Below are 22,885 nucleotides of genomic sequence, written 5' to 3'. Positions count from 1 at the left end.
AGCCGGCGTGCGCTGCTCGGGTGTGCTCACGGTGGGATCGGACAGGAGGGCGCTCATGCGGATTCCTTCCCCTCGGCATCGCGACGCTGCAGCCACATGAGGATGCCGGCGATGACGAAGATGACGATCGACATGACCGTCGCGATGGCGGAGCCGTACCCGACCTTCGACAGCTCGAAGAAGTTCCGGTACGAGTAGTAGGACGGCACGACGGTGGAGCCTTCCGGTCCGCCACCGGTCAGGATGAGGATCGGAGCGAACACCTTGAGGGCGCCCACGGTGGCGGTGATCACCACGACGAACACCTCCGGCCGGATCTGCGGGAGCGTGATCGCGGTGAACCGGCGCCACCACCCGGCGCCGTCGAGCGACGCCGCCTCGTACAGTTCGGGGTCGACCCGCTGCAGCGCGGCCATGAAGACCACGACCGGGTAGCCGATCTGCAGCCAGACGAGCACGAGCATCACGGCGTAGATCGCGATGTCCGGGTTGCCGAGCCAGTCGGGCGGATTGCTGTCCCCGAACACGGCGAGGACGCTGTTGAGCAGCCCGTTCTGGGTCGCGAGCACCCAGCTCCAGACGAACCCGGCGACCGCGATCGGCAGGATCTGCGGCAGGTAGTACATGGCGCGCAGCGTCGCTGCGACCTTCGGTCCGAACTCGCGGCCGAGGTAGTCGAACAGCATCGCCGCGAGCACGAGCCCGATCAGGGTCGGCACCACGACGATGCCGACGATCATGAAGACCGAGTTCTTGAACGCCAACCAGAACTGGGAGTCGGCGAGCAGGTCGACGTAGTTGCCGAGTCCGTACCAGCGCATCGGGGCGAGCCCGCCCTTCCACTGGAAGAGGCTGTACCAGACGTTCATCGCGAAGGGCAGCAGGACGATGGCGAGGGTGCCGAGGATCATCGGCACCAGGTACCACCAGTACGAGTGCTGGCGGTCCCGGCGTCGGACGCCGGGAGATCCGGTGGTTCGTTGCGTGAGTGCGGTCATCGCGGTCTCCTCGGAGGTGGGGCGGGCGCCACGACGGCACCCACCCCACGGGGTCGGGTTCAGCCCTGGTTGACGGTCTTCTTGCCGTCGTCGTAGAACTGCTGCAGCTTGGTGAGGTACTCGTCCGCCGTCTCGTTGCCGTTCGACATCGCCGACATGTTGTTCTGGATGAAGTCCAGGAATCCGGGAACCGGGTAGTCCGGGTAGAACGAGAGCGTGTCGTCGGCGACGACCTCGTCGAAGCGCTGCGTGTACGCCTTCGTCACCGGGTCGGAGATCGCGTCCGTGTCACCGGCGAGCGGCAGACCACCGAGTTCGCCGATCTTGTCCTGCACGCGCTTGCTCAGCGTGGTGTTGATCCAGTCGTAGGCGAGTTCCTTGTTGCCCGCCTTCGCGGGAACACCCCAGAGGTGGCCGGACGAGCCCATCGACATGGACGCACCGGGGAGCGTGAAGGACCCCCAGCCGAACGTCGACTGGTCCTTGATCCGGCTGAACACGCCGTTGTTCCAGATGAGCATCCCCGTCTTGCCGCTGAGGAAGTTGACCGTCGCCTGCTCGTAGTTGAGGCCGCCCAGGTCCTTCCCGACGTACCCCTTGTCGATCCAGTCCTGGAACTCCTCGGTCCCGGTCTTCCACGGGTCCTTGGAGAAGTCGACCTTGCCCTTGAGGAACATGAAGTCGTCGATGTGCTTCCGGTCCGCGGCCGCCGACACGAGCGAGTACCAGATCCACATCTGGTTGAAGCCCTGGTTCACCGCCGCGGAGGACGAGATCGGCGTCGTGCCGGCGCCCTTGAGCTTCTGCATGTCGGTGACGAACTCGGCCATGGTCGTCGGCTCGGCGGTGATGCCGGCCTGCTTGAACTTGTCCTTGTTGTAGTAGAAGGTGACGTACTCGCCGACGTTCGGGATGCCGTACCACTTCCCGCTGCCGGCCTTGCCCTGCTGGTCGTACTTCGCGAACGACTGCATCGACCCGGTGATCTTGTCGTCCCACCCGTACTTCGTGACCTGGTCGTCGAGGTCCTGCAGCAGTCCCTGGCTGGTCAACTGACCGCCGTCGGCGTTGCCCTTGTTGAACTCGACCACGTCGGGGACCTTGTTGCCGCCGAGCACGAGCTTCGCGTTCTTCCGGAACCCGTCGAAGCTCGTCGTCTGGAACTTGACGTCGACGTCGGGGTGCTTCTTCTTGAAGATCTGGAGCGCGAGCTGCCAGCCCTGCCCCTGCGCGGTCGTCTTGTCCTCGTACTGCAGGATCGTGAACGTCTTGCCGCCCGAGGCCGATCCGGCGCTGCTGCACCCGGTCAGCGCTGCAACGGCGAGGGCGAGGGTGGCGATGGCAGTGATGCGCAGTGATCGGCGGTGTGGTGTTCGGTGCATGGTGCAGCTCCTTTGCTGATGGCGTTTCGGGATGCGCCGAGGCGCGCTCGACCAGCACGACGTGCAGGGCGCACGGCGTGGACGAGTGGGTCGAGACGGAGGGGTGGGATCAGGGGGGATCGCGCGGCGGTGCGACCGACCCGCGGATCACCAGGGGGCAGTGCATGCGCATGCCGGCGGGAGCGACCGACCGCGGTACGGAGCCGTCGATCCGGGCGAGGATCCGCTCGACCGCCCAGTCCCCCATGGCACGGTGCGGCAGTTGCATGGTGGTCAGTCCGGGCTCCAGCGCTTCGGCGACGAACTCCTGGTTGTCGAAGCCGACGATGGAGAGGTCGGTAGGGATCGCGAGGCCCAGGGACCTGGCGACCTGGTAGAAGCCCATGGCGATCTGGTCGCCGAAGCAGAAGACCGCGGTCGGTCGCGCTGCTGTGGGCCGGTCGAGGAGGCGCTGCGCAGGAGCGATCGCACATCGGGTCGCGGCGTCCTCGGCGGTCACGACGAGCGCCGGATCGACCGGGAGTCCGGCGTCGGCGAGGGCTCGCCGGTACCCGCGGGAGCGCAGGGCGTCCGCGATCGGGTAGGCACTGACGCTGCAGAACCCGATGCGCCGGTGTCCCGCCTCGACGAGGTGCGTGACCGCGTCGTACGCACCGCGCTCCTCGTCCGGCACGACGAAGTCGGCGCTGGCTTCGTCCGTCTCCGGACGTCCGTCGAGCAGGACGACCGGCGTCGACGTCGGGACATCCGGCATCGTGACCTCGCGGTGGAACGTCGCCGCGACGATGAGCCCGTCGACGTTGCGCTGCAGGAGCGACTGCACCGCCGGGGTCTGCAGTTCCTCGTTCCCACCGGTGTCGACGAGCATCAGGACGTACCCGCGACGCCAGGCAGCCTCCTGCGCGCCGGCGAGCATGGCACTCGAGAACGGAACGGTCGCCACCCGGTCGGACACCAGCCCGATCGTCTGCGTCTGCTTCGACTTCAGCGACCGCGCCAACTGGTTCGGGACGTACCCGAACGCATCCGCCAGCTCACGGATCCGTTGCGCGACATCGCGGTTGACCCGCCCGGCGTCACGGTCGTTGAGCACCAGCGAGACGGACGACACCGACACACCCACCTGGGCGGCGATGTCCTTCATCGTCAGCATGGCGCTCCTTCACGTCGATCGATCGACGGGCTTCGTCAATCGATTGATGTGACCGTACGAACGTCAAACGTCTTGACGCAAAGCGCCGTTACGCAACCGTTACGGACGGCGCCGTCCGGGACATCGGAAGACGGCACGAACCGCGCGGCAAGTCCACGGCAGCACCACAGCCTCCCCATAGCGCCGCGCGGCTGAATCGACCCCATGACCGCCGCAGCCCCCCGCCCGACCACGCGCCCGCCGGCGCGCAGCCGGCCCCCGCTGCCCCACGACCGGCCGTACCGGCGCCGCGTCGCACGCCGTCGCGGCGTCGCGGACCTGCTCGGCATCACCGCCTGGGCCTCCGCCGCGATGGCCGTCACCCTCTGGCTGGCTTCCGGCACCGTCGACCTCGCCGGCGTCGACCCCGTGGTCACGGCCGCGGGGATCGTCGCCGGGCTGGTCGGCACGGACCTGGTGCTCGTGATGCTCGTGCTCGCCGCGCGGCTGCCGTTCGTCGACCGGCTCGTCGGCCACGACGCCGCGATGCAGCAGCACGGCAAGCTCGGCAAGCCGGCGCTGTACCTGCTCCTCGCACATGCGGTGCTCCTGATCGTGGGCTACTCGCTCGAGGACGGCACGAACGTCGTGGCGGAGACCGTGGCGCTCTGGAACACCCCGGACATGGTGCTCGCGATCGTCGGGCTCGCACTGTTCGTCGCCGTGGTGTGGACCTCGATCGTCGCGGTCCGCCGTGTGCTGCCGTACGAGGCGTGGCACGCCGTCCACCTGCTCTCCTACGTCGCCGTGGGGGTCGCGATCCCGCACCAGCTCTCCGCGGGCGGGATCCTCGCCGCGGGGAGCTGGGAGCGCGTGTACTGGGTGGTCCTCTACGTCGTCGCGCTCGGGTCCGTCGCGGTGTTCCGGTTCGGGCTGCCTGCGCTCCGGAGCCTCCGGCACGGCGTCACGGTGGACCGCATCGAGCGCGTCGGCGCCGACGTGGTGTCCGTGCACCTCCGCGGGCGGGACCTCGACCGGCTGCGCGCGGCGGGCGGCCAGTTCTTCATGTGGCGGTTCTGGACGGGCGGGACCTGGTGGCACGCGCACCCGCTGTCGCTGTCCGCTGCGCCGACGGACACGACGATGCGGATCACCGTCCGTGCGCTCGGCCGGGGCAGCGCGGACCTCGCCGCGCTCCGGCACGGGACCCCGGTGAGCTTCGCGGGCCCGTACGGCATCTTCACCGAGGCGACCCGGACGAGCACCCGGATCGCGGTCGCGGCGAGCGGCATCGGGGTCACCCCGGTGCGGGCCTTCCTGGAGCGGCTCGACGCGCCTCCGGGTGCCGTCACGATCCTCCTCCGCGGCCGGTCCGAGCAGGAGTCCTTCCTGTGGGACGAGATCCGCGACTGGGCGGCCCTCCACGGGCACCGCGTGTTCGCGAGCATCGGCCCGCGCGGTGCCGGCCCCGCCGGCTGGTTGGCGGCGTCCGACACGGCGCGCGGCGTGTGGGCGGGTTCGGTGTTCCCCGACCTCGCCGACTCCGACCTGTACATCTGTGGTCCGGGACGGTGGAGCGACCTCGTCGAACGCGACGCGTTCGCCGCGGGGCTCCCCGTCGACCACCTGCACCGAGAGCGGTTCGACTGGTGAGGAAACGCATCGTGATCGGGGGCGCGCTGGTGTCCCTCGGGATCATCGCCGCCGGCGTCGGGGCCGGGAGCCTGCAGGCCACGCAGACGACGACCCAGGCCGGTGGGACCACCGGCACGGGCGCCTCGGGGACGGAGAACGCGAGCTCCGGCTCCGGCTCGTCCGCCGCCGACGGCACCTACACCGGCACCGCGGTCAGCACCCGGTACGGCGACGTCCAGGTCGAGGTGATCGTCGCCGGCGGAAAGCTGACCGAGGTGACGGCACTGCAGCTCACCGACGACGATCCGCGCTCGTCGATGATCAGTGCGCAGGCGGCGCCCGTGCTCCGGCAGGAGGCCCTCACCGCGCAGTCCGCCCAGATCGACACGGTCAGCGGAGCCACGTACACCTCCGACGGGTACATCCAGTCGCTGCAGTCGGCACTCGACCAGGCGGGCATGTAGGTGCGCCGGGTCTTCGACACCATGGGGACCGTCGCCTCCGTGCACGTCGACGGGGCCAGCACGGAGGCGACCCCCGCCGTGCTCGACGACGTCGAGCGCCTGTTCGCCCGGATGGACGCCGAGTACAGCCGGTACCGGCCCGACTCCCCCGCCTCGCAGGTCGCCGACGGCCGGCTCGCGCTGACCCGGGCGAGCAGCGAGCACCGGGACATGTACGCGCGGGCGATCGCGTGGCGGAACGCGACAGGCGGGGCGTTCGAGCCCCACCGCGCGGACCGCAGCGTCGACCTGACCGGCATCGTCAAGGCCGCGGCGATCGAGGGGGCCGGTGCACTGCTCCGGAGTGCCGGGCACGCGGACTGGTGCGTCAACGTCGGCGGCGACGTGCTCGTCTCCGGGACGGTCACGGGCCGGGACTGGAACGCCGGCATCACCGACCCGGACCGCGCCGGCGAGGTCCTCCGCGTGGTCCGGCTGGCCGCCCCGCGGCGCGCCGTCGCGACCTCGGGGACCTCCGAACGCGGCGAGCACGTCTGGCGCACCGACCAGGACCGCGTCTACCGGCAGGTCACGGTGATCGCCGACGACGTGGTGACGGCCGACGTCCTGTCCACCGCGATCCTCGCGGGTGGGCCGGCGACGCTGCGCCTCGCCGTCGAGGCGTGGGCCGTCGACGTCGTCACCATCTGACGCGGTCCGGCCGGTCGGCGCGCGGGCGGTGGTCGCAACCGGATGACGGCCTGGAGGCCCGGTGCGGTCCGGCACCGGGCCTCCAGGCCGTCGATCGGTCGCGTCTCAGGCGCGTCGGCGCAGACGCCAGACCAGCAGTCCACCACCGGCGGCCAGCAGGCCGAGTGCCCACGCGAGCAGGCCGGTGTCGTCCGCGCCGGTGTACGCGAGGGTGTCCGTCCCGCTGCCGGTCGCCGTGCCGGTGGCGGCCGCGACCGCGGTCGGTGTGGGCGCAGGCGTGGGCGTGGCGACCGGGGTCGTGGCGGCGGCGACCGCGAACCGGAGCACGCCGGTCACGTCCCCGTACGTCAGTGGCGGGTCACCTTCACCCACGCCTCGGATTCCCGGACGGGGCGCCTGAGGACGCCCCTATCCATGCAGTGTCAGTCTCCTGCCGTTCCTGACGAGCGAGTGTTGCGATCCGGTCTCGCTGTCGCCCTCAGCGCAGGGAGCGGATCATGCTCTGGAGGCTCCGGAACGCCGCCGTCCGCTCGTCCCCCGTCATGCCGGTGAGCATCTTGTCCTCGACGGAGCGCACCGCGGCGCTCGCCTGCCCGAGGGTCCGTCGCCCCGCGTCGGTGAGACGCGTCGGGAGTGCCTTGCCGACCGGGGGCTCGGCCGCCCGGACCACGAGGCCGTCCCGCTCGAACGCCTGCAGCAACACGCTCATCGACTGCCGGGTGACGAACGCGCCTCGCGCCAGGTCGGAGTTCGACAACCCGGGGCGCTGGGCGAGCAGCTCGAGGCACGAGTACTGCGTCACGGTCAGCCCGAGCGGCCGCAGCACCGCTTCCATCGCGACCCGCAGTGCACTCGACGCCTCCTTCAGCAGGTAGCCGAGCGAGGTCTCGAGGTCGATCGCCGCTCCGTCTTGACTCATGTCAGTAGTCTGACATAGGTTGCCTCGTGTCAGAAGACTGACACCACCCGAAGGAGCACACCATGCCGGTCACCGGTCCCGACTTCATCTCCCTGCAGACCCGCGACCTCGACGCGTCGCAGGCGTTCTACGAGCAGTACCTCGGCCTCGTCCGCTCCCAGGCGGGCCCGCCGCACGCCGTCGTGTTCGAGACGACCCCGATCGCCTTCGCGCTGCGGGACATCGTGCCCGGGACCGACCTCGCGTCCGTGCCGCAGCCGGGCATCGGCGCGGCGATCTGGCTGCACGCCACCGACGTGCAGGACATCCACGACGCCCTCGTCGCCGACGGGCACACGATCGTCTCGGCGCCGATCGACGGCCCGTTCGGCCGGACGTTCACCTTCGCCGACCCCGACGGCTACCAGGTCACCCTGCACGACCGCGCCTGACCCGGGAGCGCCCCGCGGCCACGCCTCAGGAGTCGGCCGGGGTCACCAGGACGTGCTGGATCGCCGGCCCGACCACGGCGACGACGGCGTCGTGGTCGGCCTCGACGAGCGTCGGGACGCCGATGACCCGACGGCCGGTCACGATCCCGACGAGCATCGCGGCAGCCAGCCCGGCGCGGAGCGCCCGGTCCTCGGCCACCTCGGTCCCGCCGCGCCCCGCCCCGGCGACGAGCCGCGCCTGGATGAAGTCCCGGAGCTGCTTGTTGGCCTCGTCGTTCACCACCGCCCCGCGGAGCATCGCCATCAGCGGCTCGGACTCCTCGACCGGCCCCTCCCACGCCTCGAGGAACGCCCGCACGACGCGCTCGCCGAGGCGCTCGTCCGGCCCCTCGAACGCCGTGTCGAAGCGCCGGAGCGCAGTCGCGGGCACGGCCATCACCGCAGCGAAGAGGTCGTCCTTCGACCCGAAGAACTGCATCACCTGGGACGGGTCGACCCCGGCGTCCGCCGCGACCCGCCGGATCGTCGTCGCGGCGAAGCCGTCGCTGGCGAACCGCGCGCTGGCGGCGGCGAGCACCGTCGTCCGCGTGCTCGACGAACCGGGACGACGCCCGACGCGGCCGGCCTGCGCTGGCTGGTTCTCCGAGGTCATGCGCCGAATCTACCCGACGTCGGAATCCGTTCTCAACGCCTGTTGAGTTTCGGCGGGATCGGACGTACGCTCGCCACGACGACGAGCCCACGGAGGACTCCCGCACGAAGGAGATCACGATGACCGACCAGAGGATCACGACCCCGTCGACGCCGCTGCCCGCAGCCCGGACCGGCGTGCTCACCCCGTTCGAGCCCGGCACCCGCACGCTCCAGGCCGGGTTCAGGATCGCGCCGCAGTTCGCGCCGCTGCCGGTGGAAACGGTGTTCGACAAGGACGTCGCGATGCAGCTCCGCGACGGCACCACCATCCACGTCGACGTCTTCCGACCCGCGACCACGACCGGGACGGCGCCGACCCCCGTCCCGGTGATCCTCGCGTGGAGCCCCTACGGCAAGGCACAGGGCACCTCCCCCAGCGTGATGGGCGTGTTCGGACTCGTCGGCCTGCCGAACAGCACCGTGTCCGGGCTCGAGAAGTTCGAAGGAGCAGACCCGGCGTACTGGGTCGAGCACGGCTACGCGATCTGCAACGTCGACCACCGCGGGATCGACCAGTCCGAGGGGGACAGCGTGCTCTGGGACCGCCAGGACGGCCGCGACGCGTACGACGTCATCGAGTGGCTCGCCGAGCAGGAGTGGTGCGACGGCAAGGTCGGCATGAGCGGCACGAGCTACCTCGCCGTCTCGCAGTGGTTCGCCGCCGCCGAGCAGCCCCCGCACCTCGTCGCGATCAACCCGTGGGAAGGCGTCAGCGACGTCTACCGCGACCTCGTGATGCGCGGCGGGATGCCCGACACCGGGTTCGCGCAGCAACTCCAGGACGGCAGCTTCTTCGGGAAGGGCCAGAAGGAGGACATCCTCGCCGAAGTCGAGGCGTACCCGCTGATGACGGACCTCTGGGAGCAGAAGATCCCCGACTTCGCGAAGATCGCCGTCCCGGCGTACGTCGTCGCGAGCTACTCGAACACCCTGCACACCGCTGGCACATTCCGCGCCTGGCGCCGGATGGCGAGCACCGAGAAGTGGCTCCGGATCCACAACGGCCAGGAGTGGCCGGACTACTACGACCAGGCGAACGTCGAGGACCTCCGCCGGTTCTTCGACCACTTCCTCAAGGGCGTCGACAACGGGTGGGAGCGGACCCCCACCGTCCGGTACTCGGTCCTCGACCTCGAGGGCGGCGACGAGGTCGCGGTCCCCGCCGACTCGTTCCCGCCGTCCGACGCCACCTCCACGAAGTACTTCCTCGACGCACGGACCCGGACCCTGTCCACCAGCGCGCCGTCCGACGCGGCGGAGGCGTCGTACGCCGTCGACGCGAACCCGGACGCCGTCTCGTTCCTCACCCGGTTCGACGAGGAGACGGTGCTGGTCGGCCACCCGAAGGTGCACCTGTTCGTCGAGGCACGCGGCGCCGACGACATGGACCTGTTCGTGCTCGTTCAGAAGACCGACCGGTGGGGCACGCCGCTGCAGGCGTTCACCGCCCCGAACCAGTCCGCGATCGCACACGACCTCACCGACCACGGCGCGACGATCCTCCGCTACAAGGGTTCCGACGGCAGGCTCCGCGTGTCCGCCCGGCACCTCGACGAGGCGCTGATGACCGACGACGTCCCCGCGCACACCTTCGACCGCGTCGAGAAGCTGGCCCCGGGCGAGATCGCCGAGATCGAGATCGACCTGCTCCCGGTCGGGCTGCGCTTCCACGCGGGGGAACAGCTGCGGTTCATCGTCAGCTCGCGGAACCTCCTCGGCACGCTGATGCCGGCCATCCGCGAGTACGTCGGTGCGAACTCCGGGGCGCACGTCGTGCACACCGGCGGCGACCACGCCTCGTACCTGCAGCTCCCCGTCCGGGCAGCGCGGTGACCGCCGCCACGGTCCGCCTGGCGGGCGAGGACACCGACGCCACGATCGACGGCTTCGAGCTGTTCTCCGCCCGCCGGGCACTCGCGCTCCTGAAGCGGAAGGCGGGACGCGCGCGGCTCCTCGAGCTCCTGGCCGACGAGATCGCCGCGGGAGACGCGTTCCTCCGCGGCCACCTCGAACGCTCCTGCGGCGAGGAGACGACGGGCACGACCACGCTCCGTGCGCGCGGCATCACGGCCGCGGAGTTCGGCGCGTGGCTCGGTGCCGCGTTCGCCCGCGAGGACGTGATGCTCGCGGGCCACCCCGAGCACTACGCGATCCACGCGGACCCCGGGCGGCACGTGAACATCGTCGAGACCCTGGACGAGTACGTGTGCTCGTTCTTCATGCACCCGTGGGACGACAGCCTGGTCGTCGAGCAGGAGCTCCCCGTCGCGGAGCCACCCGCTGGTCGACGGTCGCACATGCTGCTGGCCGACGGGACGGTCATCGGCTCCATCGCGAACACGTTCGTCGACGAGCCCGACGGCTTCACCGCCCGGCTCTCCGTCACGCTGCCGGCGTCCTGTGCACCAAGGGTCGTCGAGCAGCACCTGGAGCACTTCGCCGTCGAGTTCCGCACGTGGATCCTGCGGGCGGCGACCGAGCGCTAGTCCGGCCGGCATGGTGACGAGACGCGACCGACAGGCGGACGGGAGGCTCGGATCGGCCTGGCACCGAGCCTCCCGTCCGGCGTAGCCTCCGTCCATGGCTGCGGAACCCGCCCTCGTCGACTGGTTGCTGGAGACCGACCCGGCGGTGCGCTGGCAGGTCGAGCGAGACGTGCTGCGTGCGCCGGAGGAGCGATGGCGCGCGACCCGCGCCACCGTGCCCACCACCGGGTTCGGGGCGCGGCTCCTCGCGCTGCAGGACGAGGACGGCCAGTGGGCCGGCGGTGCGTACTTCCCGGCGCAGGACGCCGGGCACGACGTCGAGGGCGACGTGGACGACGCCGAGGGCCAGCCGTGGACGGCGACCACCTGGTCCCTGAACGCGCTGCGCCGGTGGGGTGTCGACGCGGCGGCACTCGCCGGGACCGCCGAGCTCCTCGCCCGGAACAGCCGCTGGGAGTACAACGACGCGCCGTACTGGAACGGCGAGGACGACTGCTGCATCAACGGGTTCACGCTCGCGAACGGGGCGTGGCTCGGGGCCGATGTGTACGGGCTCGCGGAGTGGCTGCCGGCGCACCAGCTCGAGGACGGGGGCTGGAACTGCGAGTGGGTCGAGGGCTCCACACGGTCCTCGTTCCACTCGACGCTCAACGTGATCGAGGGGCTGCTCGCGCACGAGGAGCTGACCGGCGGCAACGATGCGCTCCGGCGTTCACGGCACCGTGGTGAGGAGTACCTGCTCGAACGACACCTGCTCCGCCGCCTGTCGACGGGCGAACCGGTCGGACCGTGGACGGCGCACTTCACGTACCCGTTCCGGTGGGTCTACAGCGCGCTGCGTGCGCTGGACCACTTCCGCGCCGCCGCGCTCGTCGACGGCACCGTTCCGGACCCGCGACTCGCGGACGCGGTCCAGCTGGTCCGCGACGCCCGGGGCGCTGACGGACGCTGGGTGCAGGACGGCGTGCACGCGGGCCGGGTCTGGTTCGCGGAGGACGTCCCGCCGGGCGAGGCGTCGCCGTGGCTCACGCTGATCGGCACGCGGGTGCTCGACTGGTGGGACTCCGCGCAGCACGACTGACGGCTCGCCGAGGACGTCACTTCCGCCTGCGGGGTGCGGCTGAGCGCGGCGGGATGGCGCGGAGGTGCTCGCTCGCCCGGCCGAGGATCCGCGCGAGGTCGTCGGCGTCCGCGTCCGACAGCGTCGCGAAGAGCAGGCTGTGCACGGTCTCGACGTGGCCGGGGAACACCGCCGCGAGGACGTCCCGACCGGCGTCGGTGATCGCGACGACGGTGCTCCGTTCGTCCTCGGGCGAGGGCGCCCGCGTGACGAGTCCGCGCTGGTCGAGCAGCTGCGCCTGGTACGTGAGTCCGCTGCGGCTGATCACCACGCCGTCCGCCAGGTCGGTCATCCGCTGCCGCCCGCCCGGTGTGTCGCCGAGGCGCGCGAGGAGCTGGAACTGCACGTAGCTGAGATCCCCGACGTCGCGCAGCTGTCGCTCGACCGCGTGGCGGAGCAGGCTGCTGACCTCCGTGAAGGCGAAGTAGGCCGAGAGCTGCGTGGGCGTCAGTTCCATGACCTCATCCTACCCATTGCTTCGAGTTCGAAGCAGTGCTAGCGTCGGTGTCAGTTGCTTCAAACTCGAAGCACAAGTGAACGGAGCAGATCATGAAGGCAGCACGGTTCCACGAGGTGGGCGGTCCCGAGGTCCTGCGGATCGAGGACGTCCCCCAGCCGGTGCCGGGTGCGGGTCAGGTGCGCGTCCGCGTCGCCGCGTCCGCGTTCAACGCGGCGGACAACGGCATGCGGGCCGGGTTCCTCCCGATCCCGGTCGTCCTCCCCCACGTCCCCGGCTACGACGTGTCCGGCACCGTCGACGCGCTGGGTCCGGACGCCACCGGGCTCGCCGTCGGTGACGCGGTGTTCGGCTTCCTCCCGATGGAGCTGGACGGCGGAGCGGCCGAGTTCGTCGTGGCTCCGGCATCGGTCCTGACGGCGGCGCCCACCAGCATCCCGCTCCCCGACGCGGCCGCCCTGCCGTCCGTGGCGCTCACCGCGTGGCAGGCACTGTTCGACGACGGAGGGCTCCAGGCCGGGCAACGCGTGCTGGTCGTCGGCGCCGGTGGTGTCGTCGGCAAGTACGCCGTCCAGCTCGCGAAGCGTGCCGGCGTGCACGTCGTCGCGACTGCGAGCCCGCGGAGCATCGACGCGGTGCGCGCAGCCGGGGCGGACGAGGTCGTCGACCACACGGCGACGGATCTCCTCGCCGCCGTCGAGGATCAGGTCGACGTGCTCCTCAACCTCGCCCCGATCGAGCCCGACCAGTTCGTGGCGCTCGTCGGTCTCGTCCGGGACGGCGGCGTCGTCGTCAGCACCACGGCGTGGATCGCCGCTCCGGACGACGCGTCCCGCGGGGTGCGGTCGGTGACGGTGTTCGTGCTGAGCAACCGCGACCGCCTCGCAGAATTCGCGACGCTCGTCGACCAGGGCGCGCTCACGGTCGAGGTCACGCGGCGCATCCCCCTCACCGCCCTGCCGGAACTGCACGCCGAAGCAAGCGAGGGGCGGGTGTCCGGAAAGGTCATCGTCCTGCCGGCCTGACCGTGGCGGGGCTGGTCATCGGCCAGGATGGTCGGATGCGCAGCAGGATCATCGGCCGTGGCGCCCTCACCGGGTACCGAGCCGGCATCGTCGGCGCGGCAGCGCTCTGGCTGGCGGTCGCCGTGTTCGTCGCCGCCGCGGGGCGGAACGACACGGGGTTCCTCGTCGTCGGGGCGCTTGCCCTCGGTCCGGCGCTGGTCCTGGTCGCGACCGCGGTCGGCACGGTGCTCGCAGCACTGGTCGCCCCGTTCACCCCGGTGCTCTCGCGCACCGGAGGCCCCCGGAAGCTGCTCCTCGTCGCGTTCGCGTTGGTCGCGTTCTGCTGCTGGGGCTACGTCGCGGACGTCCTTCCCTCCCGGTACCTGATGTTCCTGCCGCTGGACAGCACGGTGTTCAACACGGCGACGCTGGTCCTCACCGCCGTCGGAGCAGTCGGCGGGACCGTTGCGTCGCTCGCCGCGGTGCTGCGTCCCGTCCACCGGCCAACGGGTGCGACCGTCCGACGCATCGCGCTCACGACCGTGCTCGGTGGCGCGGCCGGGCTCCTCGGCTGGTGGCTCCGGCGCGGGAACGCACCCTGGTTCTCGGGCCTGCCGAGCTCGGGGACGTTCGTGGGCGCGGGATTCGGTCGGGTCCCCCTCGACCAGGACTGGGTGTGGGGCGTCACAACCGGCGCGCTGCTCGGGCTGATGGTGGCGACGGTCGCGACGTGGATCCGGCGCCCGGTGCTCCTCGTCCCCCTCGCCGCGGTCGCCGCGGGTGGTGCGGCGTTCGTCTCGGCGGTGACCGGGGTGATGTTCCCCGTCATCGAACTCACGGCGCCGATCACCGAGTTCCCGACGTCCGGCGGGTTCGCCAGTTCCGTCACCGCGCTGCCGCCGGCGGGGATCGCGCTCACCGTGGCGGTCTGGGCCGTCGCGGGTGCCCTGCTCGGCGCCGCGGTGCTCGCGTGCGATCGACTCCTGCAGCGCACCCGTGCTTGACGGGCACGCACGTTCAGATCGCGGGATGACCGATCCGGTTCGCGCGGGCCGGACATCGTGAACCTGATCGGTCACGCCCCCGAACGCCGTGACGACGCCGGCGGAGCAGCAGGTTCCGAATCCTGTTTGACGGATCCGGTCGAGGATTCCCGTGCTCGCAGAACCGGATTCGTCACCGTCGCTGACGAAACGTCCTCGCTCTTCTGCCTCAGCGGCGCTCGAGGGTGACCCACTCCTCGTCGCGGACGTAGCCGAGCGCGTCGTTCGCGCGCAGGATGCCGGTGTTCTCGAGTGAGCCACCCGTCCGGAATCGTGCGACCCCGTCCGCGACCAGCTGCAGCACCGAGGCGGCCTTCACCGCGACACCGAGTCCCTGACGTCGAGTCCCGGGGTGTACCACCGTGAAGCCGGTCTCAGCAGCGGCTCCGTCCACGTCGACGTAGGTCATCGCGACGAGCGGCCCGTCGGTCGCGAAGGCGCCGAAGGCCCGTCGCGAGTCCGACGGCATCGCCGTCGAGCGGTCGAGCGGCTCGTGCTGGGTGGCGATGCTCCCGGGGTAGTCGTCCGCCGTGACGGCGTCGAGTCGCAGGACCGCGTCGACGTCGCCGGCGTCGAGCTCACGCACGGGGCCGGCTGCTCGCGACACGAGCGCACTGAGCCTCGCGTGGTCGATCCGGTCCGCATCCAGCTGCGCCCCGAAGGACCGGGCGACGACGGTCCAGCCCCCTGCTTCCAGTTCCACCCGCTCCGGAGCCCCGGCCGGCAGCACGATCTTCTCCCCCACGGCTCGATCCTCGCACGACCGCTCGGTACAGTCGACGCGTGGCCACGACGGTGCGGTACTCCCCCATCCCGACCTCCCAGGTCGACGTCACCTACGAGTACGGCCCGGACTCGGCGCCGCGCGCAGGGGTCTCGCCGGGGACGGTCGTCGAGCTGCACATGCCGCCGAGCCGTCGCTTCCCGGGCACGTCCCGCCGGATCTGGGTGCACCGGCCGGCTGGGCTGTCAGCTGAGGACGAAACCGCGGTGATGGTCTTCAACGACGGCTGGTGGTACCTCGACCCCGATGGCGATGTCCGCGGCGGGACTGTTCTCGACAACCTCGCCGCAGCGGACGACATCGCCGCGATGACCAGTGTGTTCGTCGACCCAGGCATGCGCAACGCGGACGGCGTCGCGACCAAGCACCGGAACGCCGAGTACGACGCGTTCGACTCCGAGTACGCGGACTTCCTGCTCGACGAGGTGTTGCCGCTCGTCGAAGCGCGCTTCCGGATCTCGTCGGACCCGAGGATGCGCGGCATCTGCGGTGGGAGCAGTGGCGGGAACGCGGCACTCACCGCAGCCTGGTGGCGGACGGACGGCTTCGGGCGTGTCATCACGTTCAACGCGAGCTTCGCGCAGATGCCCGGGGGGAATCCGTACCCGTCGCTGCTCGCCAACGGGGACGCGCGGGCGATCAAGATCTTCCTCCAGGCCGCACACCGCGACCTGGACTGGGACCAGCGCGAGGACAACTGGTTCGCTGAGAACCTCGACACCGCGTCGGCACTGGCGCGAGCCGGGTACGACGTCCGTCTCGTCGTCGGGGACGGTGGTCACAGTCCGAACCACGGTGGGGTACTCCTCCCGGACGCGCTGCGATGGCTCTGGTCGGCGTGAGCGCCGTCGGGTTCGACCTCGACGGCACGCTCTTCGACCACCTCGGGTCGGCGCGAGACGGGGTCGAGTCCTTCTTCCGATCGCTCGGCGTGGAGCCGACCGAAGTGGCGGTGACCTCCTGGTTCACGGCGGAACAGCGGGAGTTCGAACGCTGGCGGGGCGGGCGGATCAGCTTCCAGGAGCAACGCCGGGCGCGGCTCCGTGCCGTCCTCCCACCGCTCGGCGTCGAGCTGCCGACGGGCGACGACGACCTGGATGCGCTGTTCGAGGAGTACCTGCGCGCCTACCGGGGTGCCTGGCGGGCGTTCCCGGACAGCCGGTCGCTCCTGCGCCAACTCCGGTCGACGGGATACCGAGTGGGCCTGTTGACGAACGGGATCGAATCGCAGCAACGCGACAAGCTCGATCGGATCGGGCTCTCCGACGAGTTCGACGCGATCTGCGTGTCAGAGTCGATCGGCGTGCAGAAGCCCGATCCCCGTGCCTTCGCCGCGCTGGCCACCGCGCTGTTCGTGGCGCCGGCCGACTGCGTGTTCGTCGGCGACGACCCGAAGACCGACATCGACGGCGCCCGAGCCGCCGGAATGCGCTCGCTCCTCATCGACCGCGGGGGTCAGGACAGGGCCGGCATCACACGCGTGGTCCTCGCTGAGCTCAGTGCACGCTAGCGGCGTCCATCGAAGCCAACGCCACACCGACCACGGGTGACAAGGCGAGCACCACTCCCGCCAGCACGAGCCACCACCGGTCCCGACTCGAGTACGTGCCGCACACGGTTACGACCATGATCGCGACCAGTGCCAGGACGGCACCGCCCAGCAACATCGCCGTGGCACTCGGCGACCGCGTGTCGGCCAGCAGCACGACGTTGACCACTGATGAGACGAGCGCGGCCGTCCACCCGATGATCAGCGGCAGCCGTGACGCGGTGCCGTCCGGACCGGCGGCCCGATCCGTGCGTTCGGGGAAGAGGTCGACGTCGTCGCCCGGGTCCTGCCACGCGTCCATCACGGCAGCCGCATCGCGTCGAGGTCGGCCCGGCTGCCGCTGAACGCGTTCCGGTCGATGAACGCCTCGTCGCCGTCGTACCCGTCGAGCCGCTCGCGGGCGGACCACTGCCAGAACGTCCAGTCGCGGCCGTCGTCGATGTGCGGTGCGGTCAGGACCGACCGGAACCAGATCGGGTTGTCGGGGTAGGCGTCCGCGAGGTACCGCTCGTACCAGTCCCGCGTCGCGTACAGCACGGCGGGGCGTCCGTAGTGCCGCTCCACCGCTGCCAGCAGCGGGTCGAGCACCGCACGGACCTCGGCCCGCGACGGCGGCGCGTCGCAGTAGGCCGCGTAGCACTCGACGTCGACGACGAGCGGGAGGTCACCGCTCCGGCGATCGACGGTCGCGAAGACGTTCGCGGCCTGCGCACCGCCCGAGCTGTCGATGCTCAGGAAGTGGTACGCCCCGACGAGCAGGTCCGTCTCGTGGGCAGCTGACCAGTTCGCCGCGAACCGGGAGTCCTGCGTGCCAGCGCCCTCGGTGGCCTTGACGTAGGCGAAGTCGATGTCCTGCCGCGCGAGCACCGGCCAGTCGATCGCGCCCTGGTACGCCGAGACGTCCACGCCCTGCACCGGGTACCGGAGCGCCGCGACCCGCGTCGGCCACACGATCCCCGACACGAGCAGCGCGGCCACCGCGGCGGCGGCCACGATCACCGACCCGCCGGCGACCAGCGCAACACGTCGAGCCCCCATCCGGCGCACTACCCGTCCGTCAGGGCCGCCGCGTACGCGCGGACCGAGCGGTGGTACCTCGGCAGCGTCGGTTCGACGGCCTCGATCGCGACACGGAGCGCCTCGTCGGTGCGGCCGGCGCTGTGCAGCGCGAGGGCGAGGAACACGCGCGGCGCAGCACCGGTCGCGGGATGGGCGGGTGCGTCGCGCAGCATCGCGATCGCCTCGTCGACGCGGTCGAGGTTCCGCAGCGTCGACGCGTGCTGCACCACGAGCTGGGCGGCGCGCTCGGGGTCGATCGTGCCGAGGCCGTCGGCCGTGGCGCGCGCGTACTGCACGTCGGCCTCGGCCTCGTGCCCCGCGGAGTCGAACGCTCCGCCGAGTTCGAACGCGCCGAGTGCCGGGTGCGGCGCGCGAGCAGCGAGATCGCGCATCGCGCCGAGCCGTTCCTCGTCGCCGAGCGAGTCATCCGACCACAGCGCCGCGACCTGCGCTTCCCAATCGTCGGCGGGAACGGATGCGGCTGGGGCGTCGGTCATCCCATCAGGCTAGGTGCCCACGCGGGCGCGCCGTCACGGGACGCGCGGGCCTCGTATCGTTGGTCGATGGACCTTGCACACGTGTGGCCGTTGTTCGGGCTCCGGCTCGTCTCGCCGCGACTGGAGCTCCGACCGGTGCGGGACGAGGACCTGCCCGGCCTGGTCGAGGCAGCGCTGTCCGGGGTGCACGATCCGGCGCGGATGCCGTTCGGCGTCCCGTGGACGGACGCCGAACCCGATGCCCTGGCACGGTCGTTGGCGCAGTACCACTGGAAGCTCCGCGCCGGAGTGACTCCGGACTCGTGGGGTGTGTCCTTCACGGTGCTCCGTGACGGCGCCCCCATCGGTGTCCAGGAGCTGCACGCGCGCCGGTTCGGTGCGCGGAGGACGGTCGAGAGCGGCTCCTGGCTCGCGTCAGCGCACCAGGGCGTCGGACTCGGGACGGAGATGCGGGCGGCACTGCTGACCTTCGCGTTCGACGACCTCGACGCCGACTGGGCCGAGTCGAGCGCCGCCGCGTGGAACGACGGCTCGCTCCGCGTCTCGGAGAAGCTCGGCTACGAGCGGAACGGCGTCACGCGGTCGCAGACCCGACCCGGTGAGACGGTCGACGAGGTCCGTGTCCGCGTGGCCCGGGACGACTTCGTCCGCCCGGACTGGCAGCTCGAGCGACACGGCGTCGACGCAGCACGCGCGTCCCTGCTGGGATGATGCCCCGATGAGCGCGCACGAGGACGTCACCACGGTCGATGTCGTCGGCGGCCCCGAGCCCGTCGCGGTCGAGCTCCACGAGTACGACGAGCGGTGGCCGGACGTGTACGCCGAGCATCGGCAGCGGATCAGCCGAGCACTGGCGGGCACGGACGTCGACGTCGAGCACATCGGCTCGACGTCCGTCCCCGGGCTGGCCGCGAAGCCGATCATCGACATCGTGGTCGAGGTCGACGACATCACCGCTGAGCAGGGATACCTCGACCCGCTCCTCGCCGCCGGCTACGAACTCCGGGTCCGGGAGCCCGGGCACCGGCTCGTCCGCACCCCGGCACGTGACGTCCACGTGCACGTCTACGAGCGGGGTGACGCTGCGGTGCAGGAGTACCTGCTCCTCCGTGACCACCTGCGCCGGGACGCGGCCGACCGCGCGCTGTACGCCGACACCAAGCGCGCCCTGCTGCGCAGGCACTGGGACGACATGAACGACTACGCGGACGCGAAGACCGCGGTGATCCTCGCGATCAACGAGCGGGCGCGCGCAACCGGCGATGCCGGAGGGGTGTAGGAATCACCCATCACGGAAGGACGATGACGTGCCGCTCTTCGCAGCCCTGATCTACGCACCCGACTCCGCCCACGCGCCCGACGCGACGCCCGAGGACATCAAGGAGTGCGACGACCACGCCGGCGAGCTCCTGGCCGCCGACTCGATGCTCGTCGCCTACGCACTGACCCCGCGGGAGTACGCCGTGTCGGTCCGCGTCGAGGGATCCACGCCCGGGCCGTTCGTCGACGCCGGGCAGATCGTCGCCGGCTTCTACGTCATCGAGGCGACCGACCTCGACGAGGCGGTCCGCATCGCGGCGACGAACCCGGTCGCACGGACCCCGGGCAGTGGCGTCGAGGTGCGTCCGGTGCACAGCGGCGGCGTGATCCGAGCGCCGCGCGAGTGAGCCCGTCGCGCCGGACTGCGGGGCCGCGGATCGCGTGACGGCCCCCGAACGGGGCACAGATGAGGCAAGATGTTCGGGGACGCGTCACCCACTACGACGTGTCCGAACCTGCCCGCTTCCCGCGCCCGAGCCCACGAGGAGCCCGACATCTCGACTCGAAGCACGTGCACGCCCATGCGTGACACGACCCCCGCCACCATGCCCGAACGGACCGCCCGGTGACCCGCCGCCGCGTGTTCGTCGCCGCAGCCACCACCGCTGCCCTCGTGATCGGTGTCCCGACCGCCGCCTCCGCCCACACCTGGTGGGGCGGCCGCGGACACCACCACGCCCCACCGAAGGCCTCCCCCTCGGCGCCGAGCACACCGACGACCACGCCGACACCGAGCGACACGGCGACGCCCTCGGAAGACCCGACCCCGTCCGCATCCGCCACGGCGACCGGCCAGCCGATCGCCCCGACGGTCACGACGACGCCGCAGCCCAGCGCGACGGCCGCCCCCGAGACCGACGCGAGCACCGACACCGGCGCCGCCGACGCCCCGGACGCCTCGTTCGTCGAGACCTTCGACACCGACGCCGCCACCGGCCAGGTCGCGGCCGCGTACCCGCAGTCCTGGCAGCCGTACCCGGACGGCACGTCCGGCATCTACGCCCCGAGCAAGACCGTCTCGGTGCACGACGGCGTGATGGACGTCACGCTCGGCAACGGCTCCGGCACCGCCGGCACGTTCGGCTCCGTCGCCGGGGCGTGGGGCCACGTCGGCGGCTCGTTCTCGGTCCGCGCGAAGGCGACCGGCGGCGACGGCAACGGCGCGGCGTTCATGCTGTGGCCGACGTCCGGCACCTGGTCGGACGGCGAGATCGACTTCCCCGAGGGCAACTTCGAGGACGTCCCCTCCGCCTTCCAGCACTCGATGGTCCCCGGGCAGGAGGCCGACCGCGCCCAGGTCGGCACCGGCGTCTCGTGGCGCGACTGGCACACGTACACCGTGGACTGGGTCCCCGGGAAGTCGGTCACCTACAGCGTCGACGGCACGGTCCTCGAGACGCTCACGAAGGACGTCCCGACCACCCCGCACCGGTACATGTTCCAGGTCGGGAACTGGGGTGCCTCCGGCCACCTGCTGATCGACTGGGTCGCGACGACCGAGTGACGTCCGGAACGCGCTGAACGCGCTGCACGACGGACGGGAGGCCCGGTGCCAGCTGGCACCGGGCCTCCCGTCCGTCTCCTGGTCGCGACCATGGCATCCGGTCCGCTCACCACCGCCGGCTACGAGGGATCGGACGCCAGCCGGTAACGGAGGTGCGTGACGCCGCCCTCGCCGGCCAGGACCCGCACGCGTTCGAGCTCCCGCTGCCCGACGCCGAGGTGCTCGAACAGTCGCCGTCCCCCGCCGAAGAGCACCGGGACCAGGTGGATCTCCATCTCGTCGAGCAGTCCGGCCCGGATCGCGAGCTGCGCCACGGTCGCGCCGTGCACCAGGACGTCCCGGTCCCCGGCTGCGTCCCGCGCCGCGCGGAACGCCTCCCCGACGTCGTCGGTGGAGTGCACCCGCGGCCAGCGCCCCGCCCACGCTGGGTCCGGGTTCCGGCTGAGGACCCAGATCGGGACGCCGTCGTGGTGGTCGCCGTCCCAGCCACCGGCGGGTTCGAAGGTGCCGCGGCCGGCGACGACCGCGCCGGTCGCCATGAACTCCGCCACGACGCGGGTGTTCAGCTCGCCCTCCGGCGGGAACACCCACTCGTGCAGTCGCGGACCGCCGTCGCCGAGCCCGTTGTCGTCGCGCACGTTCGGTCCGGCCATGAAGCCGTCGAGCGACATGGACATGTAGAGCACCGTCTTCGACATGGTCACCTCACCGGTCCGCCGCTAGGGTATTCCTCATGCAGTGCCGCTGAACCGTCCCCGATTCCCATCCCTGCGCCGTCCCGGGCGCGATCGAGAGGTTCACCATGTCCGCACACCTTCCCCTGCACGGCAAGACCGCCCTCGTCACCGGTGTCTCACGGCGCCGGGGCATCGGGTTCGCCGTCGCCACCAAGCTCGCGTCCCTCGGCGCGAGCGTCGTCATCCACCACCACCGCCCGCACGACCTCGACCTCCCCTGGGGCGGTGACGACCTCGACGCCGTCCGCACCGGCGTCCGGGAACACCTCACCGAGGGCGCGCGCTTCGCCGACGTCGCGGCCGACCTGTCCGACCCCGCGAGCATCCCCGAGGTCATCGGCGCGGCGACCGCGCTGACCGGCACGCTCGACGTGCTCGTCTGCAACCACGCGAAGAGCGGCGACGACGGCAGCATCCTGGACATGACGCCCGAACGGCTCAGCGCCTTCTGGGACGTCAACACCCGCTCGACGCTGCTGCTCACCGCCGAGTTCGCGCGACTCCGAGCGCCCGAGCCCGAGGAACCGCGGCGACCCGGGGACCGGATCGTCGGCAACGGCCCGTACGCCGAGGCGCAGGGACACGTGTTCTGGATGACCTCCGGACAGATCTCCGGCGCGATGCGCGGCGAGGTCGCCTACGCCGCCAGCAAGGCGGCGCTCGCCGGGGTCACCGCGACGGTCGCGGCGGAGCTCCTGGAACTCGGGATCATCCTCAACACGATCAACCCGGGCCCGGTGAACACCGGCTACATGGACCCGGAGACGACCGATCGCTCGCTCGAGGACCTCGACGCGTACATCGCGAGCACCCCGTTCGGTCGTGTCGGGACGCCGGCGGACCCGGCGGAGCTCATCGGGTGGCTGGCAACGGCCGCCGGCAGCTGGATGGTGGGGCAGGTCCTCACGTCGGACGGTGGCTTCGGGTTGTGAACCGGGCGATCTGGGCCTAGCCTCTCTGGCAGAGGGCAAAAGGCCTCGC

At 71.3% G+C, this 22,885-nt stretch carries 28 protein-coding genes; 16 read left to right on the top strand and 12 right to left on the bottom strand.

Translation table 11 applies throughout. The annotated features are described in order from the left end of the window. Positions 1-53: 53 nt before the first annotated feature. From EDF27_RS16040 to EDF27_RS16030, 3 genes are all read right to left on the bottom strand, one after another. Positions 54-998: a sugar ABC transporter permease gene (locus EDF27_RS16040; RefSeq protein ID WP_243698390.1), complete on the bottom strand. Its 945-nt coding sequence runs from the start codon at positions 996-998 to the stop codon at positions 54-56. A gap of 59 nt (positions 999-1,057) precedes the next feature. Then, positions 1,058-2,380: an extracellular solute-binding protein gene (locus EDF27_RS16035; protein ID WP_132049948.1), complete on the bottom strand. Its 1,323-nt coding sequence runs from the start codon at positions 2,378-2,380 to the stop codon at positions 1,058-1,060. A gap of 109 nt (positions 2,381-2,489) precedes the next feature. Further along, the gene (locus EDF27_RS16030) at positions 2,490-3,533 is read right to left on the bottom strand and encodes a LacI family DNA-binding transcriptional regulator (protein ID WP_132049946.1); all 1,044 of its coding nucleotides are present in this window, start codon (positions 3,531-3,533) and stop codon (positions 2,490-2,492) included. 204 nt (positions 3,534-3,737) lie between these two features. Here EDF27_RS16030 and EDF27_RS16025 point away from each other — a divergent pair, with 204 nt between their 5' ends. The 3 genes from EDF27_RS16025 to EDF27_RS16015 are packed head-to-tail and all read left to right on the top strand — an operon-like array spanning position 3,738 to position 6,301. Beyond that, complete coding sequence (locus EDF27_RS16025) at positions 3,738-5,165, top strand: ferredoxin reductase family protein (RefSeq protein WP_132049944.1); 1,428 nt, start codon at positions 3,738-3,740, stop codon at positions 5,163-5,165. Positions 5,166-5,176: 11 nt separating this feature from the next. Next, the gene (locus EDF27_RS16020) at positions 5,177-5,611 is read left to right on the top strand and encodes an FMN-binding protein (RefSeq protein ID WP_347812805.1); all 435 of its coding nucleotides are present in this window, start codon (positions 5,177-5,179) and stop codon (positions 5,609-5,611) included. A gap of 21 nt (positions 5,612-5,632) precedes the next feature. Further along, the gene (locus EDF27_RS16015; RefSeq protein WP_132049942.1) at positions 5,633-6,301 is read left to right on the top strand and encodes an FAD:protein FMN transferase; all 669 of its coding nucleotides are present in this window, start codon (positions 5,633-5,635) and stop codon (positions 6,299-6,301) included. Between the two features lie 105 nt (positions 6,302-6,406). Here the strand turns inward: EDF27_RS16015 and EDF27_RS16010 are convergent, their stop codons facing one another. Continuing rightward, positions 6,407-6,673, bottom strand: coding sequence for an LPXTG cell wall anchor domain-containing protein (locus tag EDF27_RS16010; RefSeq protein WP_165931536.1), 267 nt, complete (start codon positions 6,671-6,673; stop codon positions 6,407-6,409). 106 nt (positions 6,674-6,779) lie between these two features. Continuing rightward, positions 6,780-7,220, bottom strand: coding sequence for a MarR family transcriptional regulator (locus EDF27_RS16005; RefSeq protein ID WP_132049938.1), 441 nt, complete (start codon positions 7,218-7,220; stop codon positions 6,780-6,782). Positions 7,221-7,282: 62 nt separating this feature from the next. Here EDF27_RS16005 and EDF27_RS16000 point away from each other — a divergent pair, with 62 nt between their 5' ends. Then, positions 7,283-7,651, top strand: a complete 369-nt coding sequence (locus EDF27_RS16000) for a VOC family protein (protein ID WP_123653327.1) — start codon at positions 7,283-7,285, stop codon at positions 7,649-7,651. A 25-nt stretch (positions 7,652-7,676) separates the two neighbouring features. Here the strand turns inward: EDF27_RS16000 and EDF27_RS15995 are convergent, their stop codons facing one another. Then, on the bottom strand, positions 7,677-8,303 hold the full coding sequence (locus EDF27_RS15995) for a TetR family transcriptional regulator (RefSeq protein WP_132049936.1): 627 nt from the start codon (positions 8,301-8,303) through the stop codon (positions 7,677-7,679). Between the two features lie 119 nt (positions 8,304-8,422). Between EDF27_RS15995 and EDF27_RS15990 the strand changes: the two genes are divergently transcribed. From EDF27_RS15990 to EDF27_RS15980, 3 genes are all read left to right on the top strand, one after another. Beyond that, positions 8,423-10,177 carry a CocE/NonD family hydrolase gene (locus EDF27_RS15990; protein ID WP_132049934.1) on the top strand — a complete coding sequence of 585 codons (1,755 nt, stop codon included), beginning with the start codon at positions 8,423-8,425 and terminating at the stop codon, positions 10,175-10,177. Next, positions 10,174-10,830 carry a hypothetical protein gene (locus EDF27_RS15985; RefSeq protein ID WP_132049933.1) on the top strand — a complete coding sequence of 219 codons (657 nt, stop codon included), beginning with the start codon at positions 10,174-10,176 and terminating at the stop codon, positions 10,828-10,830. Before EDF27_RS15990 ends, EDF27_RS15985 begins: the two co-directional genes overlap by 4 nt. 94 nt (positions 10,831-10,924) lie before the next feature. Next, positions 10,925-11,911 carry a squalene cyclase gene (locus EDF27_RS15980; RefSeq protein ID WP_132049931.1) on the top strand — a complete coding sequence of 329 codons (987 nt, stop codon included), beginning with the start codon at positions 10,925-10,927 and terminating at the stop codon, positions 11,909-11,911. Positions 11,912-11,927: 16 nt separating this feature from the next. Here the strand turns inward: EDF27_RS15980 and EDF27_RS15975 are convergent, their stop codons facing one another. Then, positions 11,928-12,407, bottom strand: coding sequence for a MarR family transcriptional regulator (locus EDF27_RS15975; RefSeq protein ID WP_123653322.1), 480 nt, complete (start codon positions 12,405-12,407; stop codon positions 11,928-11,930). Positions 12,408-12,499: 92 nt separating this feature from the next. Between EDF27_RS15975 and EDF27_RS15970 the strand changes: the two genes are divergently transcribed. Together EDF27_RS15970 and EDF27_RS15965 are read left to right on the top strand one after the other, a co-directional pair. Beyond that, a complete protein-coding gene (locus tag EDF27_RS15970; RefSeq protein WP_132049929.1) occupies positions 12,500-13,432 on the top strand; it encodes an NADP-dependent oxidoreductase in 933 nt (310 codons plus the stop codon). A gap of 35 nt (positions 13,433-13,467) precedes the next feature. After that, positions 13,468-14,415: a hypothetical protein gene (locus tag EDF27_RS15965; RefSeq protein ID WP_132049927.1), complete on the top strand. Its 948-nt coding sequence runs from the start codon at positions 13,468-13,470 to the stop codon at positions 14,413-14,415. Between the two features lie 208 nt (positions 14,416-14,623). Here EDF27_RS15965 and EDF27_RS15960 read toward each other — a convergent pair whose 3' ends face one another. Further along, positions 14,624-15,199, bottom strand: coding sequence for an acetyltransferase (locus EDF27_RS15960; protein ID WP_132049925.1), 576 nt, complete (start codon positions 15,197-15,199; stop codon positions 14,624-14,626). Positions 15,200-15,237: 38 nt separating this feature from the next. On the opposite strand from EDF27_RS15960, the gene EDF27_RS15955 reads away from it, so the two are divergent. Together EDF27_RS15955 and EDF27_RS15950 are read left to right on the top strand one after the other, a co-directional pair. After that, complete coding sequence (locus tag EDF27_RS15955) at positions 15,238-16,080, top strand: alpha/beta hydrolase-fold protein (RefSeq protein WP_132049923.1); 843 nt, start codon at positions 15,238-15,240, stop codon at positions 16,078-16,080. Next, a complete protein-coding gene (locus tag EDF27_RS15950) occupies positions 16,062-16,748 on the top strand; it encodes an HAD family hydrolase (RefSeq protein WP_132049921.1) in 687 nt (228 codons plus the stop codon). Before EDF27_RS15955 ends, EDF27_RS15950 begins: the two co-directional genes overlap by 19 nt. On the opposite strand, the gene EDF27_RS15945 is transcribed toward EDF27_RS15950, so the two are convergent. Genes EDF27_RS15945 through EDF27_RS15935 form a run of 3 tightly spaced genes read right to left on the bottom strand, consistent with a single transcriptional unit; the run spans position 16,735 to position 18,343 of the window. Continuing rightward, positions 16,735-17,088 carry a hypothetical protein gene (locus EDF27_RS15945; RefSeq protein ID WP_132049919.1) on the bottom strand — a complete coding sequence of 118 codons (354 nt, stop codon included), beginning with the start codon at positions 17,086-17,088 and terminating at the stop codon, positions 16,735-16,737. The two genes, EDF27_RS15950 and EDF27_RS15945, sit on opposite strands and share 14 nt — an antisense overlap. Continuing rightward, positions 17,088-17,825, bottom strand: coding sequence for a GH25 family lysozyme (locus EDF27_RS15940; RefSeq protein WP_132049917.1), 738 nt, complete (start codon positions 17,823-17,825; stop codon positions 17,088-17,090). Before EDF27_RS15940 ends, EDF27_RS15945 begins: the two co-directional genes overlap by 1 nt. An 8-nt stretch (positions 17,826-17,833) precedes the next feature. Beyond that, on the bottom strand, positions 17,834-18,343 hold the full coding sequence (locus EDF27_RS15935) for a tetratricopeptide repeat protein (protein WP_123703762.1): 510 nt from the start codon (positions 18,341-18,343) through the stop codon (positions 17,834-17,836). 66 nt (positions 18,344-18,409) lie between these two features. Here EDF27_RS15935 and EDF27_RS15930 point away from each other — a divergent pair, with 66 nt between their 5' ends. The 4 genes from EDF27_RS15930 (at position 18,410) to EDF27_RS15915 (ending at position 21,167) form a co-directional block, all read left to right on the top strand. Beyond that, positions 18,410-19,054, top strand: coding sequence for a GNAT family N-acetyltransferase (locus tag EDF27_RS15930; protein WP_132049915.1), 645 nt, complete (start codon positions 18,410-18,412; stop codon positions 19,052-19,054). A gap of 7 nt (positions 19,055-19,061) precedes the next feature. After that, positions 19,062-19,622 (top strand): GrpB family protein, encoded by a 561-nt coding sequence (locus EDF27_RS15925; protein WP_132049913.1) that lies wholly within the window; start codon positions 19,062-19,064, stop codon positions 19,620-19,622. Positions 19,623-19,650: 28 nt separating this feature from the next. Further along, entirely contained in the window at positions 19,651-20,010 is a 360-nt protein-coding gene (locus EDF27_RS15920) for a YciI family protein (protein ID WP_132049911.1), read from the top strand. A gap of 218 nt (positions 20,011-20,228) precedes the next feature. Continuing rightward, positions 20,229-21,167 (top strand): glycoside hydrolase family 16 protein, encoded by a 939-nt coding sequence (locus EDF27_RS15915; protein WP_243698389.1) that lies wholly within the window; start codon positions 20,229-20,231, stop codon positions 21,165-21,167. A 119-nt stretch (positions 21,168-21,286) separates the two neighbouring features. Here EDF27_RS15915 and EDF27_RS15910 read toward each other — a convergent pair whose 3' ends face one another. Beyond that, positions 21,287-21,865 carry a dihydrofolate reductase family protein gene (locus EDF27_RS15910; protein WP_132050139.1) on the bottom strand — a complete coding sequence of 193 codons (579 nt, stop codon included), beginning with the start codon at positions 21,863-21,865 and terminating at the stop codon, positions 21,287-21,289. A 104-nt stretch (positions 21,866-21,969) separates the two neighbouring features. Here EDF27_RS15910 and EDF27_RS15905 point away from each other — a divergent pair, with 104 nt between their 5' ends. After that, the gene (locus EDF27_RS15905) at positions 21,970-22,836 is read left to right on the top strand and encodes an SDR family oxidoreductase (protein ID WP_132049909.1); all 867 of its coding nucleotides are present in this window, start codon (positions 21,970-21,972) and stop codon (positions 22,834-22,836) included. Positions 22,837-22,885: the final 49 nt, after the last annotated feature.

The sequence above is a fragment of the Curtobacterium sp. PhB136 genome, assembly GCF_004346855.1.
Taxonomy (GTDB): Bacteria; Actinomycetota; Actinomycetes; order Actinomycetales; family Microbacteriaceae; genus Curtobacterium.
Note: the sequence above shows the minus strand (reverse complement) of the source record. Positions and strands in the feature narration are given on the sequence as shown.

Bases quoted from the DNA above. Each gene is read 5' to 3' on its own strand.
- EDF27_RS16040 (WP_243698390.1), bottom strand. From the start codon at position 998: ATGACCGCACTCACGCAACGAACCACCGGATCTCCCGGCGTCCGACGC.
- EDF27_RS16035 (WP_132049948.1), bottom strand. From the start codon at position 2,380: ATGCACCGAACACCACACCGCCGATCACTGCGCATCACTGCCATCGCC.
- EDF27_RS16030 (WP_132049946.1), bottom strand. From the start codon at position 3,533: ATGCTGACGATGAAGGACATCGCCGCCCAGGTGGGTGTGTCGGTGTCG.
- EDF27_RS16025 (WP_132049944.1), top strand. From the start codon at position 3,738: ATGACCGCCGCAGCCCCCCGCCCGACCACGCGCCCGCCGGCGCGCAGC.
- EDF27_RS16015 (WP_132049942.1), top strand. From the start codon at position 5,633: ATGGGGACCGTCGCCTCCGTGCACGTCGACGGGGCCAGCACGGAGGCG.
- EDF27_RS16005 (WP_132049938.1), bottom strand. From the start codon at position 7,220: ATGAGTCAAGACGGAGCGGCGATCGACCTCGAGACCTCGCTCGGCTAC.
- EDF27_RS16000 (WP_123653327.1), top strand. From the start codon at position 7,283: ATGCCGGTCACCGGTCCCGACTTCATCTCCCTGCAGACCCGCGACCTC.
- EDF27_RS15995 (WP_132049936.1), bottom strand. From the start codon at position 8,303: ATGACCTCGGAGAACCAGCCAGCGCAGGCCGGCCGCGTCGGGCGTCGT.
- EDF27_RS15990 (WP_132049934.1), top strand. From the start codon at position 8,423: ATGACCGACCAGAGGATCACGACCCCGTCGACGCCGCTGCCCGCAGCC.
- EDF27_RS15980 (WP_132049931.1), top strand. From the start codon at position 10,925: ATGGCTGCGGAACCCGCCCTCGTCGACTGGTTGCTGGAGACCGACCCG.
- EDF27_RS15975 (WP_123653322.1), bottom strand. From the start codon at position 12,407: ATGGAACTGACGCCCACGCAGCTCTCGGCCTACTTCGCCTTCACGGAG.
- EDF27_RS15970 (WP_132049929.1), top strand. From the start codon at position 12,500: ATGAAGGCAGCACGGTTCCACGAGGTGGGCGGTCCCGAGGTCCTGCGG.
- EDF27_RS15965 (WP_132049927.1), top strand. From the start codon at position 13,468: ATGCGCAGCAGGATCATCGGCCGTGGCGCCCTCACCGGGTACCGAGCC.
- EDF27_RS15950 (WP_132049921.1), top strand. From the start codon at position 16,062: ATGGCTCTGGTCGGCGTGAGCGCCGTCGGGTTCGACCTCGACGGCACG.
- EDF27_RS15945 (WP_132049919.1), bottom strand. From the start codon at position 17,088: ATGGACGCGTGGCAGGACCCGGGCGACGACGTCGACCTCTTCCCCGAA.
- EDF27_RS15940 (WP_132049917.1), bottom strand. From the start codon at position 17,825: ATGGGGGCTCGACGTGTTGCGCTGGTCGCCGGCGGGTCGGTGATCGTG.
- EDF27_RS15935 (WP_123703762.1), bottom strand. From the start codon at position 18,343: ATGACCGACGCCCCAGCCGCATCCGTTCCCGCCGACGATTGGGAAGCG.
- EDF27_RS15930 (WP_132049915.1), top strand. From the start codon at position 18,410: ATGGACCTTGCACACGTGTGGCCGTTGTTCGGGCTCCGGCTCGTCTCG.
- EDF27_RS15925 (WP_132049913.1), top strand. From the start codon at position 19,062: ATGAGCGCGCACGAGGACGTCACCACGGTCGATGTCGTCGGCGGCCCC.
- EDF27_RS15910 (WP_132050139.1), bottom strand. From the start codon at position 21,865: ATGTCGAAGACGGTGCTCTACATGTCCATGTCGCTCGACGGCTTCATG.
- EDF27_RS15905 (WP_132049909.1), top strand. From the start codon at position 21,970: ATGTCCGCACACCTTCCCCTGCACGGCAAGACCGCCCTCGTCACCGGT.